At 67.9% G+C, this 19,815-nt stretch carries 17 protein-coding genes, 1 tRNA gene and 1 pseudogene; 10 read left to right on the forward strand and 9 right to left on the reverse strand.

All coding sequences use genetic code 11. The features are described 5' to 3' along the window. Window positions 1-412, reverse strand: a pseudogene (locus DYI42_RS11160) (ferredoxin); the annotation flags it as partial. Then, a complete protein-coding gene (gene argB / locus DYI42_RS11165) occupies window positions 409-1,281 on the reverse strand; it encodes an acetylglutamate kinase (protein WP_213546021.1) in 873 nt (290 codons plus the stop codon). The pseudogene DYI42_RS11160 and the gene argB, both read right to left, overlap by 4 nt. A gap of 136 nt (window positions 1,282-1,417) precedes the next feature. Here argB and DYI42_RS11170 point away from each other — a divergent pair, with 136 nt between their 5' ends. Continuing rightward, window positions 1,418-2,425: a Gfo/Idh/MocA family protein gene (locus tag DYI42_RS11170; RefSeq protein ID WP_213546022.1), complete on the forward strand. Its 1,008-nt coding sequence runs from the start codon at window positions 1,418-1,420 to the stop codon at window positions 2,423-2,425. Between the two features lie 98 nt (window positions 2,426-2,523). Beyond that, entirely contained in the window at window positions 2,524-3,138 is a 615-nt protein-coding gene (gene plsY, locus DYI42_RS11175; protein WP_213546023.1) for a glycerol-3-phosphate 1-O-acyltransferase PlsY, read from the forward strand. Window positions 3,139-3,213: 75 nt separating this feature from the next. On the opposite strand, the gene DYI42_RS11180 is transcribed toward plsY, so the two are convergent. From DYI42_RS11180 to DYI42_RS11200, 5 genes are all read right to left on the reverse strand, one after another. Then, a complete protein-coding gene (locus DYI42_RS11180) occupies window positions 3,214-3,456 on the reverse strand; it encodes a hypothetical protein (RefSeq protein WP_213546024.1) in 243 nt (80 codons plus the stop codon). 146 nt (window positions 3,457-3,602) lie between these two features. Then, window positions 3,603-4,973 (reverse strand): glutamate--cysteine ligase, encoded by a 1,371-nt coding sequence (locus DYI42_RS11185; RefSeq protein ID WP_213546025.1) that lies wholly within the window; start codon window positions 4,971-4,973, stop codon window positions 3,603-3,605. A 61-nt stretch (window positions 4,974-5,034) separates the two neighbouring features. Further along, window positions 5,035-5,559, reverse strand: a complete 525-nt coding sequence (locus DYI42_RS11190; protein ID WP_213546026.1) for a hypothetical protein — start codon at window positions 5,557-5,559, stop codon at window positions 5,035-5,037. Next, a complete protein-coding gene (locus DYI42_RS11195) occupies window positions 5,556-6,419 on the reverse strand; it encodes a GNAT family N-acetyltransferase (protein WP_213546027.1) in 864 nt (287 codons plus the stop codon). The genes DYI42_RS11190 and DYI42_RS11195 overlap by 4 nt, the downstream gene beginning before the upstream one ends. After that, window positions 6,416-7,135, reverse strand: a complete 720-nt coding sequence (locus DYI42_RS11200) for a 16S rRNA (uracil(1498)-N(3))-methyltransferase (protein ID WP_213546028.1) — start codon at window positions 7,133-7,135, stop codon at window positions 6,416-6,418. The genes DYI42_RS11195 and DYI42_RS11200 overlap by 4 nt, the downstream gene beginning before the upstream one ends. 12 nt (window positions 7,136-7,147) lie before the next feature. Between DYI42_RS11200 and ubiA the strand changes: the two genes are divergently transcribed. The 6 genes from ubiA to DYI42_RS11230 all read left to right on the forward strand — a co-directional run bounded on the left by ubiA (window position 7,148) and on the right by DYI42_RS11230 (window position 16,140). Further along, window positions 7,148-8,107, forward strand: coding sequence for a 4-hydroxybenzoate octaprenyltransferase (gene ubiA, locus DYI42_RS11205; RefSeq protein WP_244867847.1), 960 nt, complete (start codon window positions 7,148-7,150; stop codon window positions 8,105-8,107). 72 nt (window positions 8,108-8,179) lie between these two features. Further along, the gene (locus DYI42_RS11210; RefSeq protein WP_213546030.1) at window positions 8,180-10,144 is read left to right on the forward strand and encodes an OmpA family protein; all 1,965 of its coding nucleotides are present in this window, start codon (window positions 8,180-8,182) and stop codon (window positions 10,142-10,144) included. Further along, the gene (locus tag DYI42_RS11215; protein WP_213546031.1) at window positions 10,137-10,466 is read left to right on the forward strand and encodes a hypothetical protein; all 330 of its coding nucleotides are present in this window, start codon (window positions 10,137-10,139) and stop codon (window positions 10,464-10,466) included. The genes DYI42_RS11210 and DYI42_RS11215 overlap by 8 nt, the downstream gene beginning before the upstream one ends. Further along, window positions 10,463-11,110, forward strand: a complete 648-nt coding sequence (locus DYI42_RS11220; RefSeq protein WP_213546032.1) for a DUF2268 domain-containing putative Zn-dependent protease — start codon at window positions 10,463-10,465, stop codon at window positions 11,108-11,110. Before DYI42_RS11215 ends, DYI42_RS11220 begins: the two co-directional genes overlap by 4 nt. A gap of 150 nt (window positions 11,111-11,260) precedes the next feature. After that, window positions 11,261-12,745 carry an efflux RND transporter periplasmic adaptor subunit gene (locus tag DYI42_RS11225; protein ID WP_213546033.1) on the forward strand — a complete coding sequence of 495 codons (1,485 nt, stop codon included), beginning with the start codon at window positions 11,261-11,263 and terminating at the stop codon, window positions 12,743-12,745. 5 nt (window positions 12,746-12,750) lie between these two features. Then, the gene (locus DYI42_RS11230; protein ID WP_213546034.1) at window positions 12,751-16,140 is read left to right on the forward strand and encodes an efflux RND transporter permease subunit; all 3,390 of its coding nucleotides are present in this window, start codon (window positions 12,751-12,753) and stop codon (window positions 16,138-16,140) included. 87 nt (window positions 16,141-16,227) lie between these two features. Here DYI42_RS11230 and DYI42_RS11235 read toward each other — a convergent pair whose 3' ends face one another. Next, entirely contained in the window at window positions 16,228-17,784 is a 1,557-nt protein-coding gene (locus DYI42_RS11235; protein ID WP_213546035.1) for an ATP-binding cassette domain-containing protein, read from the reverse strand. A 110-nt stretch (window positions 17,785-17,894) separates the two neighbouring features. After that, entirely contained in the window at window positions 17,895-18,704 is an 810-nt protein-coding gene (locus DYI42_RS11240; protein ID WP_213546036.1) for a protein-disulfide reductase DsbD domain-containing protein, read from the reverse strand. Window positions 18,705-18,828: 124 nt separating this feature from the next. On the opposite strand from DYI42_RS11240, the gene DYI42_RS11245 reads away from it, so the two are divergent. Together DYI42_RS11245 and DYI42_RS11250 are read left to right on the forward strand one after the other, a co-directional pair. Then, on the forward strand, window positions 18,829-19,419 hold the full coding sequence (locus DYI42_RS11245) for a YqgE/AlgH family protein (RefSeq protein WP_213546037.1): 591 nt from the start codon (window positions 18,829-18,831) through the stop codon (window positions 19,417-19,419). 168 nt (window positions 19,420-19,587) lie between these two features. Further along, window positions 19,588-19,675: transfer RNA gene (locus DYI42_RS11250), tRNA-Cys, on the forward strand. Window positions 19,676-19,815 lie beyond the last annotated feature (140 nt).

Raw genomic sequence — 19,815 nt, forward strand, 5'->3', positions numbered from 1 at the left:
TCTCGCAGGGGCGGGGGCTGGTGGCTTCGGGCAGGGCGAGCCGCCCGGAAAAGCGTAGCGCGCCCCGGAAGCTGGCCCAAAGTCCGGCGCGGTCATGGACCAGCAGGCGCACCGGGCTTTCCCAGCAGCGGCCCGTGGCCTGCGCCCATGTCTGGAACGGTTGCCAGGGCGGGCCATCGAAGGGAAAGAGCGCCTCCGCCCCCAGCGCCTCGGCCATTGCTCCGATAACCCGGCGCGACCAGCGATCCATCGGGTCATCGCCATGGGCGAACTCGGGGGTTGCGGTGACATGTTCCCACACGCCCGCGCCGGGGCCGAGAAGCAACAGGGTGCCGCCCGCCTCGGGGTGGAAGCCGCCGTAGATCTCCAGGTGATGTTCCGCCGCCGCCCGGGCCGCGGCCTCGTAGGTCACTTCACCTCGCGGCGGATGAGCGAGCCCGCGCCATGATCGGTGAAGAGCTCCAGCAGGGTGGCGTTGGGCGCCCGGCCATCGAGTATCACCACCGCCCGCACGCCGCCTGCGATCGCATCCAGCGCGGTCTGCGTCTTCGGAATCATCCCGCCCGCGATCACGCCGCTCTCGGTCAGCTCCTTCACGTTTTCCGGGGTGAGCTGGGTGATCACCTCGCCTTCGGAGTTCTTCACGCCGCTGACATCGGTGAGCAGCAGCAGGCGGTCGGCCTTGAGCGCGGCGGCAATCGCGCCCGCGGCGGTGTCGCCATTCACATTGAAGGTTTCGCCATCGCGGCCCGCGCCGAGCGGGGCCACGACCGGGATGTAGCCATCTTCATGCAGCTGGCGGATCACGTCGGGCGTGACCTCCACCGGGTCGCCCACCAGCCCCAGCTCCGGGTCGGTCGGGTCACAGACCATCATGTTGGCGTCCTTGCCCGAGAGGCCCACGCCACGCCCGCCCTGGGCGTTGATCGCCTGCACGATGCGCTTGTTCACGGTGCCCGAAAGCACCATTTCAACCACCTCGATCGTGGCTGCGTCCGTCACCCGCTTGCCCTTGATGAATTCGCTCTCCACGCCCAGCCGCTTCAGCATGTCGTTGATCATCGGGCCGCCGCCATGCACCACCACCGGGTGTACGCCTACGAGGTTCATCAGCACCACGTCGCGGGCGAAGCTGGCCATGCCCTCGTCGGAACCCATCGCATGGCCTCCGAGCTTTATGACAACGGTCGCGCCAACGTAGCGCTTGAGGTAGGGCAGGGCCTCGGAAAGGGTCCGGGCGGTGGCGATCCAGTCGCGGTTCATGACGTTCTGCTTCTTCATCTCTGGCGGCCTCGAAGGGGTGCCCCATTCCTATGCTGCCCCGGCGGGCGTGCCAAGCCAAAGGCGGATGACTGCCGCGCAGGGGCTGGCCAGAGGCGGCGAAACGGTGCCACAGTGGCGCGGCAGGGAGGCCCGGATGCCGTTCGAATTTGCCACCATCGGCCTCAACCACGGCCACATCTACGGCCAGACCGAGGCCATGCTGGCCGCCGGGTGCACCCTCACCCGCTTCGCGGCAGAAGAAGACGAGCTGGCCGCGCGTTATGCCGAGGCCTTTCCGCAGGCCACGCGCTGCACCGTTGACGAGATCATGGCCGATGAGTCCATCCGCCTCATCGTTGCCGCACCCATCCCGGCCGCCCGCGCCGCGCTGGCGATCCGGGCGATGGAGGCGGGCAAGGATGTGATGGTTGACAAGCCCGGGTGTCTCACGCTGGACGAACTGACCGCGATCAAGGCAACCCGGGAGGCCACGGGCCGCATCTGGTCGGTGCTCTACTCCGAGCATTACCGACAGAAGGCCACGACGCGGGCGCTGGAGCTGGTGCGTGATGGCGCGATCGGCAAGGTCATTCACATGACGGGCTTCGGCCCCCACCGCATCGGAGACTACGGCAAGCGCTACCCGTGGTTCTGGGATCCGGCGCAGAACGGCACGATCCTCACCGACATCGCGGCGCATCAGTTCGAGCAGTTTCTTGCTTTCACCGGTGCGGTTTCAGCCCGCGTGCTTCAGGCCTCCGAGGCCAACCACGCTCACCCGCAATATCCCGGTTTCACCGATTACGGCCACGCCGTGGTGGAGGCGGATACCGGGGCGCTGGGCTTTCTGCGGGTCGATTGGTTCACCCCCGCAGGCTCGCCCGTCTGGGGCGATGGCCGCACGTTCCTGACCGGAACGAAGGGCACCATCGAGTTGCGCAAGTACATGGATATCGAGGGCCGTGCGGGTGGCGACCACCTCTTTCTCACGGATGCGCAGGGCACCCGGCACGTCGATTGCACCGATACGCCGCTGCCCTACGGCCCCGCACTGCGGGACGACGTGCTGAACCGTAGCGAAACCGCAATGCCGCAGCCCCACTGCTTCCACGCAACCGAACTGGCCCTCAAGGCTGCTGCCCTCGCGCGAGACTCGGCGTAACGCAAAGGGCGCCTCGCATCGGGGGCCACGTTGCGCCACGTTGCCCCTTGCCGACAAGGCCTTCGATGGCGCATAGGGTATGCCCGAAAGGAGGCCCGATGCCCGAAATTACCACCAGCCTCAACCTGCTCGCGCTCACTTCGCTCGCCGCATACCTGCTTGGCTCCGTGCCCTTCGGGCTGGTCATGGCACGCGTGTTTGGCCTCGGCGACCTGCGCAAGATTGGCTCGGGCAACATCGGCGCCACCAACGTGCTGCGCACCGGCAACAAGCTGGCGGCCTTCCTCACGCTCATTCTGGATGCGGGCAAGGGCGGCATTGCCGTGCTGGTGGCGCGCTGGCTTCTGGCGGAGGATGCGGCGCAGGTGGCGGCGCTCTTCGCCTTCCTCGGCCACCTCTTTCCGGTCTGGCTGAAGTTCAAGGGCGGTAAGGGGGTGGCCACCTTCCTCGGCACCCTGCTGGCGCTGCACCCGCTTACCGGGCTTGCTGCCTGTGGCACATGGCTGGTGGTGGCGCTGGCCACCCGGCTCAGCTCGCTTGCGGCGCTGATCTCGGCGGCCACCTGCACCTTCTGGATGTTCACGCTGGGCTACGGCAGCGGTTTCTTCCTCGGGATTGCCCTGACCGTGCTGATCTACATCCGCCACGTCGAGAACATTCAGCGGATGAAGGCGGGCACCGAAACCCGGATTGGCGAGAAGAAGACTCCTTAGGCGCTTCGGCCTCGCCGCAAAAGAAAGCCGGGCCCAAAGGCCCGGCTTGTCAAGCAGATATAGCTGCGGCGCGCCTTAACGCACTCCCATTCTTTCGGCTGCGTCGGCAATGCGGCGGAGATTGTGGTAGTTGCCGATGACGATGAAGATGAGCGCTGTGTAGATCACGGCGGCAATCGGGGCAAAAATGATTGCTAGGAGCCCGGCAATTTCGCCATTGATCAGAGCAAAAATCCCACCACCAACGCCTAACAGCACGATCAGTGCCGCAACAACCCAGACAATGATTTCAAAGACCTTGATCAAAGTGTCACGCATCGAATGATTTCCCTCTTCGCGTTCAATGATTTGTGCTCAGACCTTGGCCCCTTTTTTACCGTTGGGTCAAGCAAAGTTAACATTTCCGTGTGCTCCCTCCCGGATTGTGACGGAAGTTTTCACGAAAGCCTCACGCGAGGGGGCCGTCAGTAGCTGTAAGCGCCGTAAATCCGGCTGAGGTCGCCGTTCCAGTCGGTGTCGTAATGCTCCAGCATCTCGTCGGCGAGGGTCTGACCGGTGGCGACGCTCTCCTGCAAGGCGTTCAGGAAATGGGTCTCGTCCGGAACCATGCCGCCCGAGCCGGGCCGCGCACGGGCCTTCAACCCGGCCTCGGCAATTGCCAGCGCCTCGCGGGCAAGGTCGTGGATCTTCATGCCGTTCACTTCGCCGTCCAGCGCCTGCTCGCCGGCGCAGACGTGCAGCTTTTGGCGCGTCTCGGCGTCCCAGCCCTTCACCATGTCCCAGGCGGCATCCAGCGAAGCCTGCTCATAGGTCAGCCCGACCCAGAAGGCGGGCAGGGCGCAGAGCCGCCGCCACGGCCCGCCATCGGCGCCGCGCATCTCGATGAACTTCTTCAGCCGCGCTTCGGGGAAGATCGTGGTCAGGTGATCGGCCCAGTCGCTGAGCGTAGGCGTCTCGCCCGGCAGCGCGGGCAGCTCGCCCTTGAGGAAATCACGGAAGGACTGGCCCAGCGCGTCGATATACTTGCCGTCGCGGTAGACGAAATACATCGGCACATCGAGCGCGTATTGTACCCAGGCTTCGAAGCCGAAGCCCTCATCGAAGACGAAGGGCAGCATGCCCGTGCGGTCGGCATCGAGGTTGCGCCAGACATAGTTGCGATAGCTCTTCACCCCGTTCTTCTTGCCTTCGAAGAAGGGCGAGGAGGCGAAGAGGGCGTTGGCGATGGGCTGGAGCGCGATGGCCACCCGCATCTTCTGCACCATGTCGGCCTCGGAGCCGAAATCGAGGTTCACCTGCACGGTGCAGGTGCGGCGCATCATGGTGGTGCCGGTGGTGCCGACACGGCCCATGTAGGCATCCATCAGCTTGTAGCGGCCCTTGGGCATCAGCGGCATCTGGTCATGGGTCCAGATCGGTGCCGCGCCGAGCCCGATGAAGCCCACGCCGATCTCGTCGGAGACCTCCTTCACCTCGCGCAGGTGTTCGTTCACCTCGTCGCAGGTCTGGTGGATGGTCTCCAGCGGGGCGCCGCTGAGTTCCAGCGCGCCGCCCGGCTCGAGGCTCACGTTGGCGCCGTCCTTGGTGAGGCCGATGAGGTGCCCGCCCTCCTCGACCGGCGCCCAGCCGAAGCGGTCGCGCAGGCCGGAGAGCACGGCGTGAATGGAACGCTCGCCCTCGTAGGGCAACGGCTTCAGCGTGTCCTTGCAGTAGCCGAACTTCTCGTGCTCGGTGCCGATCCGCCAGTCTTCTTTCGGCTTGCAGCCATCGGCCAGGTATTCGGCAAGTTGCTCGTGCCGCTCGATGGGGCCGCCGCCGGACTGGGGGATAGACATATGGGGCTCCGGGTGTTGCAGGCCGTTTGAACCGTCAGACTTGGCGGCATGAGCGGTGAAGTCAATGCACCAGAAGTCTGTCCTTCTGCCACACGATGAACAGCCGCGGCTCGGTGCTGCCCGAAGCCGCGATGACCTGCTCGTAACGGGCACCGGGGAAGGCGGCAAGGGCATCGACCATCTTCTCGGAGCCTGCGGCGGAGGCGGGGATGCGCACGGTGCCCTCTGGTGTGACCCAGAGCCAGAAGAGATCATCGGTCATCGGGCCTTCGCCCGTGGTCTCGATTTCCACCCGCACCACCTCGGGCAGTGAAATCACAGCGCCGCCCTCGCCGGTGAGATAGCGCAGCGCGCCCTCGTCCAGTTCGATCACCCCGCGCCCGCCGGAGCGGGGCCGGATGCGGGCACGTTGCAGCCCGGCCCAGAAGCCCAGCAGGCCCACGGCGATGAGCGCAACCGAGAACCACCAGGCCAGCCCCGAGGTGCGCAGCCCCAGCCAGACCCCGACGGCGATGATGACGGCGCCGGCAATGCACTCGCGCCAGCGGAAGATCTGCGCGCGCGCTTCGGGGCGGATCAGGCTCATGCCATCACCTGCACGGGCGTCGGGCGCGTGAGGATGGCGATGCGGTAGCGGCCCACCAGCCGAAAGCCGATCGCCTCGTACATCCGGGCCGCCGCATCATTGTTGGCAAAGAGCACCGCCACCTCGGCCCCCTTTTCCCGCTCTTCGGCCAGCAGCGCCAGCACCACCGCGCGGCCCCGCCCGGCACGGCGCAAATCGCGCGGGGTGTGGACGGAGCCAAGCTGCACCATGTTGCCCACGCGGGCGTTGATCCCTGCCATGGCCACCGGCCTGTAGCCCTCTTCCAGCAGAATCCGCAGGTTGTCCTCCTCCACCACCCGTGCGGCCCGTTTGCGGGCATCGGCGGAGGCTTGCAGCTTGTTGGGGGCAAAGCCGGTGTCGAGAAAATGCTCGAAGAACCAGCTCTTCAGCATTGGCTGGTCCTCGGGCTGCGTGGGCCGGATCTGCGCGCCCGGATCTTCCAGCCCGGCCAGCTCAAGCCGGTAGAGCGGCTCATCGTGGTTGAGGGTGAACTCCGCGCCAGCAAGGCCCAGCCCGGCAAGCGCGGCCTGCACCTGCCCGGTTTCCCCCGTCATCCCGGCCACCTTCCGGCCTGCCAGCACGTTGATGACCGCCTCCCAGAAGCCGGGGATCTCCTCGGGCACCTGCGCCATCAGGAAGCCCTCGTTGTTGCAGCCCGCCACCGCGCGAATCTCTCCCCGCTCGGTCTCCGCCAGCCAGAAGGTGGTGGCATGGGGGTGATCGGAGGGCGCAAGCCCGTGGGTGGCGAGGTTGCCGCGCAGAAACATCGAGGTGTTCGGATGCTGCGCCAGAAAGGCCTCCAGCCGCGCCTCCTCGCCCGGCTCGGCGCGGCGGATCATTGCCAGTCTCCATGGGTCGTCTGCCAGAGCGTCAGTGCAGCGACGGCGGCGGTGTCGGCGCGCAGGATACGCGGGCCAAGGGCGACCGCGTGAGACTGGGGCAGGGCGATGAGCCGCGCGCGCTCGCTCTCCGAAAAGCCGCCCTCCGGCCCGATCAGCACCGCCCAGGGCCCGGCCTCGCCGCCCAGCTTGCGATCCTCGCCCACCAGCGCCTCGTTGCAGAACATCAGGCTGCGATCTTCCGGCCAGCCATCGAGCAGCGCCGCCAGCTTCACCGGCTCGGCCACCTGGGGCACGAAAGTGCCGCCGCATTGCTCTGCCGCCTCCACCGCATGGGCCTGCAAGCGATCCACCCGCACCCGCTCGGCATTGGTGAACTCGGTCAGCACCGGCACGATCCGCCGCGCGCCCATCTCGGCGGCCTTCTCAACGATGAAATCGGTGCGCGCCTTCTTGATAGGCGCGAAGCAGAGCCAAAGGTCGGGCGGCGAAACCTGCGGGCCGGTCTGTTCGCGGCATTGCAGCACCGGGTTGCGCTTGTTGGCCACGATCACCTCGGCCAGCCACTCGCCCGCCTCGCCGTTGAACAGCGCCACCCCGTCACCCACCGCCAACCGCATCACTGCGAAGAGGTAGTGCGCCTGTTCCCGCGACAACGCAACGGTTTGCTCAGGCCCGAGCGGTTGGTCTACATGGAGGCGGGTTTTTGCTTTCATGGGGCCAGAGATATGCACGCCGAGACCGAAACGCCAGACGTGCAAGTGGCGGATGCAGTCAGCGGCAACTGGGTGGACCGTTGGGCCCCCGCCGCCGCGCGCCCGTACTTCCGCCTCTCGCGGCTCGACAGGCCGATCGGCACATGGCTGTTGCTGCTGCCCTGCTGGTGGGGCGTCATGCTCGCCGCCGCCTCCACCGGCTGGCGTTGGTTCGATCTCTGGGTCATCGCCGGCTGCGGCCTCGGGGCCATCCTGATGCGCGGCGCGGGCTGCACCTGGAATGACATCACCGACCGAAACATCGACGGCTCGGTTGCCCGCACCCGCTCGCGGCCCATCCCCTCGGGCGCCGTCTCGGTGAAGCAGGCGCTGGCCTGGATGGTGGCGCAATCGCTCGCGGCCTTCCTCATCCTGCTCACCTTTCCGCCCACGGCGATCTGGCTGGGCATCGGCTCGCTGGCGCTGGTCTGCATCTACCCCTTCGCCAAGCGCTTCACCTGGTGGCCGCAGATCTTCCTCGGGCTGGCCTTCAATTGGGGCGCGCTGCTGGCCTGGGCGGCGCATACCAACAGCCTCTCGCTCGCGCCGGTGTTTCTCTACATCGCTGGCATCTCCTGGACGATCTTCTACGACACGATCTATGCCCATCAGGACATCGAGGATGACGCGCTGATCGGGGTGAAATCCACCGCCCGCCTCTTTGGCGATAACTCGCCGTCGATTCTCCGGCTGTTTCTCGCGCTGACCGTAACGCTGTTTACGGTGGCGGTGATCGCGGCGCTGATCGAGCCTGCCACGCCGCTGGAACTGGCCCTTGCGGCCTGCGGGGCCTGGGCGATGGGCTGGCACCTGGCATGGCAGTTGGGCCAGCTCGACATCGACAACCCGCAGACCTGCCTCAGACTGTTTCGCTCCAACCGCGACGCGGGGCTGATCCCTGTGCTGTTTCTCGCCGCCGTCATCCTTCTGTGATCGCACCATGATTGCGCCCATGGCCCCGGCGTTCTAAAGCAGGGTCCAACCCGCAGCTGCGCCGGAGTTTTCATGCGCCTCAGCCCCAAGCTCGTTACCCTCGCCGCGCTCGTTCTGGCTGCCGCGCTCTGCTACGTCAGCGCCACGGCTGCGGCGGGCCTGATCGAGCGGGGCTCGCAATCGGCGGTGAAGACGGCGCTGATCGAGGGCGGGCACGATTGGGCCGGGGTGGAAACAGACGGGCTTCAGGTGATCCTCTCGGGCACAGCGCCCTCGGAGGCCGCGCGCTTCCGGGCGCTCTCGACCACCGGAAGCGTGGTAGACGCCTCCCGCGTCATCGACCAGATCGAGGTGCAGCCCGCCAAGCCGATCGAGGCGCCCAAGTTCTCCATCGAGATCCTGCGCAACGATGAAGGCGTGTCGATGATCGGGCTGATCCCCGCCGAGGTGGACCGTGACGCTTTCGCCGATCGCGTTGCCCTCGCGGTGGGGGAGCGGGTGGGCATCACCGACCTGCTCGAAACCGCCGATTACCCCCTGCCCGAGGGCTGGGACACGGCGGTGGAGTTCGGCCTTTACGCGCTCGAAATGCTGCCCCGCTCCAAGGTCTCTATCTCCGCCGACAGGGTGGCGGTGACGGCGATCAGCTCTTCAGGCGCCGAAAAGCGCAGGCTTGAAACCTCGCTGGCGCGCGAGGCGCCCGAGGGCGTGCGGCTGGTGGTTGATATCACCGCGCCCCGGCCCGTCATCACCCCCTTCACCCTGCGCTTCCTGATCGACGAGAGCGGCACCGCGCGCTTCGATGCCTGCTCTGCCGACACCGAGGAAACCCGCCGCCGCATCCTCTCTGCCGCCGCCTCCGCCGGGCTTCAGGGCCGGGCCGATTGTGTGCTGGGCCTCGGCGTGCCCACGCCCGATTGGGCCGAGGCCGCCGAGCAGGCCATCGCCGCCGTGGGCGAGCTTGGTGGCGGCTCCGTCACCTTCTCCGATGCCGATATCTCGCTGGTCGCCCTCGCGGGCACCGAGCAGACGGCCTTCGACAAGGTGGTCGGCGAGCTGGAAAGCAACCTGCCCGACGTCTTCTCGCTTACCTCCAAGCTGCCCGAGAAGGCCAGTGTCGACGGCACCGGCGAGGCCGAGCAGGGGCCGCCCGAGTTTGTCGCCACGCGTTCGCCCGAGGGCCGGGTGCAACTGCGCGGTCGCGTGACCAACGAGCAGGTGCGCGAAGCGGTGAAGAGCTTTGCCCAGGCCAGCTTCGGGTCCGAGGCCGTCTATCTTGCCACCCGGCTGGACCCTGACCTGCCCGATGGCTGGCCGATCCGCGTGCTGGCCGGGCTGACAGCCCTGTCGGAACTCAACAGCGGCTCCGTCGTGGTGCAGCCCGCCTACATCGAGGTGCGCGGCATCACCGGCAACCCCGACGCCAAGGCCGAAATCGCCCGCCACCTCGCCGAGAAGCTGGGCGAGGGCGCGCATTTCGAGATCGCCGTGACTTACGAGGCGCGGCTCGATCCTCTGGCCGACCTGCCCACGCCCGAGCAGTGCCTTGCCAAGATCGTGGCGATCAACGAGGCCACCAAGATCACCTTCGAGCCGAGCTCCACCGAAATCACCGGCCCCGCCGTGGGGGTGATGGACAAGATCGCAGAAGTGCTGAAGGGCAAGTGTTCGGAGATCGAATTTGCCTTCGAGATCGGCGGCCACACCGACAGCCAGGGCCGCGAGACGATGAACCAGCAGCTCTCGCAGCAGCGGGCCGATGCCGTGCTGAACGCGCTGATGGAGCGCCGCGTGCTGACCGGCCGGATCACCGCCATCGGCTACGGCGAAGAGCAGCCCATCGCCGACAACGAGACCGAGGAGGGCCGCGAGGCCAACCGCCGCATCGAGTTCAAGCTCTCGGCCACCGGGGACGAGGCCGAAGAGGCTGGTGTTGGCGAGGCGGATGAGGCAGAAGGTGAGAACCCGTCAGAAGACACCGCAGACGACGGGGCCAGCGACGCGGAAGAGAGCGAGGCGGAGACCACGGGTGAGTAGATCAGAGTTCATCATCGTCACGGCGATCATCCTCTTCGTCGCCTTCATGCTGGGATGGTTCGCCAACTGGCTGATCCACCGCCTCAGCCGGGTGACGCAATCGGAGATGGGTGAACTCGACAAGATGGCCCAATCGCTCCACGAGGCCGAGGAAACCCGCGACCAGGCCATTGCTTATCTCCAGCAACGCGAGGCCGAGTTGAGCAACCAGCTGAGCCAGACAGAGGCCGAGCTGACCGCGGCGATGGACGGGCTGCGCGACGCCCGGCGCGAGGCCGAAGAGCTGCGCAGCTATATCGAGCGCCACCAGCAGGCCGGATGAGCGGCGACACGCCCCCTCTTAAGCTTCACATCTGCAATGCGCGTGGCGAACTGACGGGTTGTGCCGGATGGATCGGCGAGGCCGTCCGCGCCACCCACGCCCGTGCCAGCCGCTACCTGCCTCTTGGCCCGCTCGATGTGATCCTGCGAGCGGGGCGGCAGGTGATCCCCGAGAAGGGCCATGTCGGCCTCGCGCCGGGGCCGGGCATTGTGATCCTCACCGTCGATCCCGAGAACCCGGCGCTGGAGGCCAACGCGGACGAAAGCCTGGAGCGGATGGTGGCCCACGAATTCCACCATGCTGCCCGCTGGGACGGGCCGGGCTATGGCCGCACGTTGGGGGCCACGCTTGTCTCGGAGGGGCTGGCCTGCCACTTCGCACAGGAGCTCTTCGGCGCGCCGCTGGAGCCCTGGGAAGTGGCGGTGCCTGATGCGCTGGCCACATGGGGCCCGCGCATCCGTGACGATTGGCGCGATGCCTCCTACGATCACGGCGCATGGTTTTTCGGCACCGGCGAAATGCCAAACTGGCTGGGCTACTCGGCCGCCTACCAGCTTGTGGCCCGCTACTTTGCAGAGCACCCCACGGCCACCGCCTCGGCGCTTGCCCATGACCCGCCCGAGCATTTCCGGGCGCTTGTCTGAGGGCAAAACCCGTGCCTGCGTCACATTTTCCGCGCAATCTTCGAAAATAAATGGACGGAAACCCGGCCTCGCCGCGTAACATCCTTGTGGCTTTGCGCAAATCCGCGACAGAGCTAGGTTGAATGTGGTCTGCCGAGGCAGAGGATACCTATGAACTTCCTGCGCCGCTCCCTCGTGGGGCTGTTCCTTCTTTCCGTCACGCTCGGGCTTCTGGCCGTGGCGGGCGCCAGCTTTTGGGGCGCGGTCCAAGAGCGGATGAACCGCGAGGCGGGTAGCCGCCCCGCGCGCGAACGGGTGGCGGGCGTCAACGTGGTTCTGATCGAGCCGGGTAGCGCCGTGCCGGTGATGACGGCCTTCGGCGAGGTGCTGAGCGAGCGCACGCTCGACATCCGCGCCACCGTCGGCGGGCGCATCGTGGAGCTTTCGGGCAAGTTCACCGAGGGCGGCAGCGTCGAGGCGGGCGAGATTCTGGCCCGGATCGACCCGGTGAATGCCGAGGCCGCGTTGGAGAATGCCCGCACCGATCTGGCCGAGGCCGAGGCCGAATTGGCCGATGCCGAGCGCGCGCTGGTGCTGGCGCGCGACGATCAGGCCGCCGCCGAGCGGCAGGCCGCGCTGCGCGCGCAAGCCCTTACGCGGCAGGAAAGCCTGCGCGAGCGCGGCGTAGGCTCTGCCGCCGCCGTCGAAGAGGCCCAGCTTGCCGCCGCCTCCGCCGATCAAGCGGTGCTGTCCAAACGTCAGGCCGTGGCCTCGGCGCAAAGCCGTGTCGATGTAGGCCGCAACGGCGTGAGCCGCGCGCGCATCGCCCTGTCCAACGCCGAGCGCAACCTGGACGACCATGAAATTCGCGCGTCCTTCACAGGCACGCTGGCCGATGTGGCGGTGGTCGAGGGTGGGCTGGTGGCCTCCAACGAGCTGATGGCCTCTCTGATCGACCCTGATGCGCTGGAGGTCTCCTTTCGCCTCAGCACCGCCCAATACGCTCGCCTTCTGGGCGACGACGGGCGGCTCATCCCCGCCGCCATGCAAGTGCGGCTCGATGTGTCGGGGCTCGATCTCGTGGCCGAGGGCACGCTTGATCGCGTCAGCGCTGCCGTGGGCGAGGGGCAGACGGGCCGGGTGATCTTTGCCGATCTTTCCGAGAGCGCCGGCTTCCGCCCCGGCGACTTCGTCACCGTCACCATCGAAGAGCCCGCGCTGGAAGGCGTGGCCGTGGTGCCCGCCACCGCCGTGGACGCGGCTGGCACCGTGCTGGTGCTGAACGCCGAAGAGCGGCTTGAGTTGGCCCAGGTGGAGGTGCTGCGGCGGCAGGGCAACGAGGTGATCATCCGCGCCGAGGGGCCAGCAGGCAGCCTGGCCGGGGCCCACATCGTGGCCGAACGCTCGCCGCTCGTCGGCCCGGGCATCCGCGCGCGCGCGCTCAACCTCGATCGGGAAGACGCCACTGACGCGGCCCAGCCCACTCCTGAAGAGCTGGTGGAGCTTTCGCCCGAGCGCCGCGCCCGGCTCATCGCCTTTATCGAGGGCAACAACCGCATGCCCGCCGACGCCAAGGAGCGCGTGCTGGCGCAACTCAGCCAGGATCGCGTGCCCGCTTCCACCGTCGAGCGGATCGAAAGCCGGATGGGAGGCTGAGGCACATGGCCCGCAGCAAGCTGCCCACCCCGCCGCGCGCCACCGGCTTGCTCTCCTATTTCACCCGGCACAAGACCGCGGCCAACCTCGTGCTTCTTTTGATGATCGCCGCCGGGCTGGCCGCCTTCCCGAAGATGCGCGCGCAGTTCTTCCCAGATCTGATCTTCGACGAGGTGCGCGTGAGCGTCACCTGGGACGGGGCGGGGGCCGAGGATGTCGACAGCGCGATCATCGCCGTGCTGGAGCCGGCCCTGCTGGCGGTCGACGGCGTCGAGGAAAGCGAGAGCACCTCGCGCGAGGGCTCGGCCCGGATCGAGCTGGAATTCGAGCCGAACTATGACATGGCCCGCGCCGCCGAAGATGTGCAGACGGCGGTGGACGGCATCACCAACCTGCCCGAAGAGGCCGATGATCCGGTTGTCACCCGCCAGGCCTGGCGCGACCGCGTAACCGACGTGATCATCACCGGCCCGGTGGGGGTGGAGCTGCTGGCGCGCTATGCCGACGAGTTCGTGGCCCGCCTGTTCGAGGCAGGCGTCACCCGCACCACCATCCGCGGCGTGGCCGCGCCCGAGGTGATCGTCGAGGTGCCCTCGGCGCAGCTCGTCAACAATGACATCACCATGCGCGAGATCGCCGATGCCATCGGCGCCGAGGCCGAGGCCGACCCGGCGGGCGACGTGAGCGGCGGCACGGCGCGGGTGCGCACCGGCGTGGCCAAGCGCAGTCCCGACGAGATCGCCGGGATCGTGCTGAAGCCCGATCTCACCATCGGCGACGTGGCCGAAATCCGCGTCGAGGGGGTGGACCGCAACCGCACCTATTACGTCGGCCCGAACCCGGCGGTGAGCGTGCGGGTGGACCGCTCGGCGCAGGGCGATGCCATCGACATCCAGCGCCGCGTCGAGGAGGTGGCCGCCGAGCTGGAGCTGACCCTGCCCGCGGGCGTGCGGGTAGACCTGATCCGCACCCGCAGCGAGGCCATCGAGGGGCGGCTGAACATCTTGATCGAGAACGGGCTGATGGGCCTCGGGCTGGTGTTGGTGCTGCTCTTTCTCTTTCTCAACGCCCGCACCGCCTTCTGGGTGGCCATGGGCATCCCGGTGGCGATGCTGGCGGCGGTGGCGATCATGTGGGTGGCTGGGCTGACGCTCAACATGATTTCGCTCTTCGCCCTGCTCATCACGCTGGGGATCGTGGTGGATGACGCCATCGTGGTGGGCGAACACGCCGACTTTCGGGCGCGACGGCTGGGCGAAACGCCGATGCAGGCCTCCGAGAACGCGGCGATCCGCATGGCGGGGCCGGTGTTTTCCTCCACCATCACCACCGTCATCGCCTTCGCCGGGCTGACGGTGATCGAGGGGCGCTTCGGCGAGATGATCGCCGACATCCCCTTTACCGTGATCACCGTGCTGATCGCCTCGCTGGTCGAGTGCTTCATCATCCTGCCCAACCACATGGCCCATGCGCTGGCCGCGACTCAGAAGAAGGCGGCGTGGTATGACTGGCCCTCGCGGCAGGTGAACAAGGGCTTCACCTGGGTGCGGGACAAGCCCTTCCGCACCCTCATGCGCGCGGTCGTCTGGGCGCGCTACCCGGTGCTGGCCGCCGCATTCGTGCTGCTGGCCGTTCAGGTGGGCGCGCTGGTACGGGGCGATGTGCAATGGCGCTTCTTCTCCGCGCCCGAAGAGGGCTCGGTCTCGGGCAACTTCGCCATGGCGCCGGGGGCCACCCGGGCCGACACGCTGGCGCAGATGCGCATGTTCCAGTCGGCGGTCGAGGCGCTGGGCGAAAAGTATGAAGCCGAGTTCGGGCGCAACCCGGTGGCCTATGCGGTGGCCGAGATCGGCGGCAACACAGGCCGGGGCCTCAGCGGTGTGGGCAACAAGGATGAAGATCTGCTGGGCTCTGTCGCCGTCGAGCTGATCGACCCCGACCTGCGGCCCTACGCCAGTGCCAGGTTCGTGACCGAGCTGCAGGAGACGGTCGAACGCCACCCGCTGGTCGAGGTGGTCAGCTTCCGCGGCTGGCGCGGCGGCCCCGGCGGCGATGCGCTGGATGTGCAGCTTTCAGGTGCCTCGGTGGGCCGGCTGAAGGAGGCGGCAGAGGCGCTGAAGACCCGGCTCGCGCAGTTCGGCGAGGTTTCGGCGCTGGAGGATACGCTCAGCTACGACAAGGAAGAGCTGATCCTCGATCTCACCCCGCAGGGGCAGGAGCTGGGCTTTTCCATCGATGGGCTGGGCTCGGTGCTGCGCCACCGCCTCGGCGGTATCGAAGCGGCGACATATCCCGATGGCCCCCGCTCCGCCGCGATCCGCGTCGAGCTGCCGGAAGACGAGCTGACAGCGGATTTCCTCGACCGCACCATGATGCGCACGCCCGACGGGGCCTATGTGCCGCTGGCCGACATCGTGAAGGTCTCCCGCCAGACGGGTTTTTCCACCATCGACCGTGAAAACGGCATTCGCCTCGTCTCCGTCACCGGCGATCTGGATGACGGGGACGCCGCCCGCGCCTCAGAGATCATGCTTCAGGTGCAGGAGGTGATCCTGCCCGCCATCGAGGAGGAATTCGGCGTCACCACCCGCATGAGCGGCCTTTCCGAACAGGAAAGCGAATTCCTGTCGGATGCGCTGCTGGGCTTCGGGGCCTGCATGATCGGCATCTACCTCGTGCTGGCCTGGATCTTCTCCAGCTGGACGCGGCCCTCGCTGATCATGGCGGTCATTCCCTTCGGCCTCATCGGTGCGATCTGGGGCCATCAGATCTGGCAGTTGCCGCTGTCGATGTTCTCGGTCGTCGGCCTCATCGGCATGTCGGGGATCATCATCAACGACTCGATTGTGCTGGTCACGACGGTGGATGAATACAGCCGCGAGCGCGGGCTGATCCCGGCCATCATCGACGGTGCCTGCGACCGCCTCCGCCCGGTGCTGCTCACCACGCTCACCACGGTGATCGGCCTCTCTCCGCTGCTCTACGAGCCCTCCAGCCAGGCGCAGTTCCTGAAGCCCACGGTGGTGACACTGGTGTTTGGCCTCGGCTTCGGCATGGTGCTGGTGCTGCTGGTGGTGCCCTCGCTTCTGGCGATGCAACAGGACGTGCGGCGGCAGTTTCAGGCGCTGCGTCGGGCCGGGCGCTTCCCCACCGGCGCGCGCGGCGTCTCGGGCGTGGTGGCGCTGGTAGCGCTGGCCGTGGCGCTGTGGTTCGCGGTGACGCTGGGCTGGACGATCGTCACCGGCGCCGTCTGGCCCGTGCTGGGCGCTCTCGTGCCCGCCAGCGGGCTTGCCGCCGCGCTCGGTCTGTTCCTCCTCGGCGCGCTTGCGCTTCTGGTCCTCGGCTTCGCTCTTGGCGCACTGAGCCTCATCCTCACAGGCCGCCGCACCGCCTGACCGGGGCAGCCGTTCGGGGCCGCCGCCCCCTCATCGCAGCTGCGGTGAGGGCCGCAAGCACCGAGGAGCGGCTGGTGCCACCGCGCCCTAAAGCGCGATCTCGCGGGTCAGCCCGATGTTCTGCCGAAAGGCGCTGTCATGGCTGGTGACGAGCAGCGCGCCGCTGTAGCCCCGCAGCGCGTCCTCCAGCAGCTCCACCGTTTCGATGTCGAGGTGGTTCGTCGGCTCGTCCAGCAGGAGCAGCGCAGGGGGCGTGCCGCCAAGCGCCGCAGCCAGCGCAGCTCTCAATCGCTCCCCGCCCGAAAGCTGCCCCACCGGCGCATGCGCAGCCGCGTTCCGAAACCCGTAGCGCGCCAGTAGCGCATGGGCCTCATTCGGCGTCATTTTCGGATGCACCCTCCTGAGGTTGTCCAGCAGGCTCACCCCGGCCTCCAGATCGCCCGCGTGCTGATCGAGTGTCGCCAAGGCCGCTGTCACGCCGATCTGCCCGGCCACCGGCGCGATCTGCCCGCGAACGGCGGCCAGCAGCGTGCTCTTCCCGGCGCCGTTCGGTCCGGTCAGCGCCACCCGCTCGCCCGCGGCCACCTCGGCCACCACCGGCCCCAGCCCGAACGTGCCGCGCGCCAGCACCAAGCCCTCCAGCCGCAGAACCACCGCCCCGCCCCGCGCGGCCTCGGCGCCGATCTCCAGTGCCCGCGCCGGGGCCACATGGGCCGCCGCCGCTGCCCGCGCGGCCTCGGCCCGGGCCTCCAGCCGCTCCGCCTTGCGCCGCTCGGCCCCCTGCGTGCGCCCGGCGCGGTCGGCCATCGCATCGGTCAGCACCTTGGGCTGCGAGCCGCTGGCCCGCGCCTTCTTGCCCGCCTGCGCCCGCTGCGCGGCCTTCTCCTTCGCCGCCTGCACTTCCCGCGCCACTCGGGCTTCCGCGCGGCGCGCGCGCTCCAGATCCTCGGCAGCCCTTGCCCGCCGCGCGTCGCGCGCCGCCACATGCGCCGCCCAGCCGCCGCCGGTCACATGGGCGCCCTGCGGGGTAATCTCCACGATCCGGTCCATGCCCTCCAGCAGCGCCCGGTCGTGGCTCGCCACCACCACGCCGCCCGGCCAGTCGCGGATGATCCCGGCCACAAGCGCGCGGCCCTCGGTATCGAGGTTGTTGGTGGGTTCGTCCATCAGCAGAACGTCCGGCCCCTCCAGCAGCAGCCGGGCCAGCCCCACCCGGGTGCGCTGCCCGCCCGAGAGCGTGGCCAGCGCGCGCGCCGGATCAAGGCCGCCAAGCCCCGCCTGCGCCAGCGAAGCCTCAATCCGGGGGGGCAGCAGCCAATCGGCCCGGTCCAGGTCATCACCCACCGGCGCGCCCGCCTCGATTCGCGCGATCCGTGCCAGCGGCCCGGCCTGCCCGAGGGCCGCCGCAACCGGCGCCGAGAGATCGGGCCAGGATTGCAGGAGTTGCCCGGCGCTGGCCTGCCGGTCGATCTGCCCGGCCCCAGGCGCACCGCCCGCCAGCAGCGAGAGCAAGGTGGATTTGCCCACGCCGTTCGGCCCCACGAGGCCGGTGCGCTCGGGGCCGAAGGTCAGGCTGAGGGGTGGGGTAAGCGGGGTGCCGTCAGGTGCTGTGAGCGGGACGGCGGAGAGAGAAAGAGCAGGCATGAGACACCTCGGGGCAGAACGCGGGCAGGGCGAATGCGGTGAGGTGAATGGTCATGGCGGGGTCTCCCTTGGGTGGGTCAGACATAGGGGCCGGGCCCTGATGGGTCAAGTCAGGGCGACGGGCAGCCCTGGATGTCGATCGCGCGGCCCCGGCCCAGCAGGGTCACGCGCAGCGCCTTGCGCGAAAGCGCCATCGCCTGCCCCGCGGGGGGCACCAGCTCGGCGCTGGCCATCAGGCTGCCACCCTCGCTGCGGGTTTCGGTGTCGGAGGCCCAGACACGCGGGTTGCCCGGCTCGATCACCGCCACACGGCGCCCGCCGATCCGGTCCGAGGGGATGCGCGCCGTCACGCGCACGCCATCCGAGATCGGGTCGACCTGGCAGGTGACGCCGGAAACGCCCGCCTCCCGCGCCGTCAGCGGGCGGGCCTTCAGCGCGGCCTGAATGGCCGGGTCATGCGCGCCCGGACCACTGAGAGGGGCACGAAAGCTGAGCGAGGCGGGCACGCAGATGTGCTCGCACACGCCGAGATCGACATTTGCGGCGAGATCCACCGGCTTTGACGGGTCGGCGGGTGTGATCTCGATCGGCAGCACCAGCTCGCGCTTGTAGCCGATGGTCCGCACCCCGCCTTCGTCGAACACGCGCGGCGACGGCCAGTGCAGGGTGACGCGGGCAAGGTTGCGCGAGCCCGACCAGTCGAAGCTGGGCGGAATCCCGGTGTCACCCGGCGCGCGCCAATAGGTCTTCCAGCCGGGAGCCAGGGTGAGCCGCAGCGCCGCCATCCGGGTGCCGCGCTTCGTGGTCCAGCCCGGAAGCACCTCGGCGCGCACCACATTGTCGGGCGTGGCCCCATAGGTGCCCGCCGTGGCGGGAGAGAGCAGGGTGATGGCAAGGAGTGCGGCAAGGAAGGCTTTCATGACGGCGGAGCATAGGCCCGGCGCGGCTGCGGTGAAATCACGTTTGGGCGAGAGCGCGCGAGCCGTGGCAGATGCGCCGCAGCGATGCCTTGCGCCGCGCGCGCGCCCGGCCCATCATTGGCCCATGCCCGATGCCCCCGATCAAGAGATGGACCTTACAGGCAAGCTGCTCATCGCCATGCCCGGCATGGGCGACCCGCGATTCGAGCGGGCGGTGATCTATGTCTGCGCCTATTCCGACGAAGCGGCGATGGGGCTGATCGTCAATCGCACCACCGATGACCTCACCTTTTCCGACCTGCTCGACCAACTCGATATCGCCAGCGGAATCGAGCTATCGCCCAGCCGCGCGAAGACGCCGATCTACGTCGGCGGCCCGGTGGAGCACGGGCGCGGCTTTGTGCTGCACTCCACCGACTACCGCAGCGAGGGGGCGACCCTGGAGGTGGGCGAGAGCTTCGGGATGACGGCGACGGTGGATATTCTAGAAGACATGGCGCGCGGCACCGGCCCGCGCAACGCGATCCTGGCGCTGGGCTACTCCGGCTGGGGGCCGGGCCAGCTGGAAGGGGAAATCACCCGCAACGGCTGGCTCACCTGCGATGCCACGCCCGAGATCGTCTTCGGCACCGGCAACGCGCAAAAGTGGGCCGAAGCGCTGAAATCACTTGGCGTCGATCCCCGCCTGTTGAGCGGCGACGCCGGCCACGCCTGAGCGCCGCCCTTGTCTCTCATTGCTCCATGAAAATCCCCGCCGGAGGCCCTTGTCTCTTCTGGCGTGCCACAAGAGATTCAAAGCCTCCGGCGGGGATATTTTTACGGAACTAGTAGTTATGGGCTTAAACTTGACTTGTGCCTCTCGAATCGCTATCCACAAGATACAGACTGAGTGGCGGAGTGGTTAACGCGCACCCCTTGCAAAGGTTGGCCCGCTGTAGCAGGCGGCGCAGGTTCGAATCCTGTCTCAGCCTCCGATCTTGATTGATCGCCCAAACCGATATACATTTCACGCGAAGCACCTCTGCTACACCTTTCGAGGTTGGTGTTTCGTTTCTGGTTCGCCAGATGGAGACTGAGACAATAGTCTTTGAGGCCCGGCACTGCGCCGGGC

Source organism: Vannielia litorea (genome assembly GCF_018424695.1).
Lineage (GTDB): Bacteria > Pseudomonadota > Alphaproteobacteria > Rhodobacterales > Rhodobacteraceae > Vannielia > Vannielia litorea_A.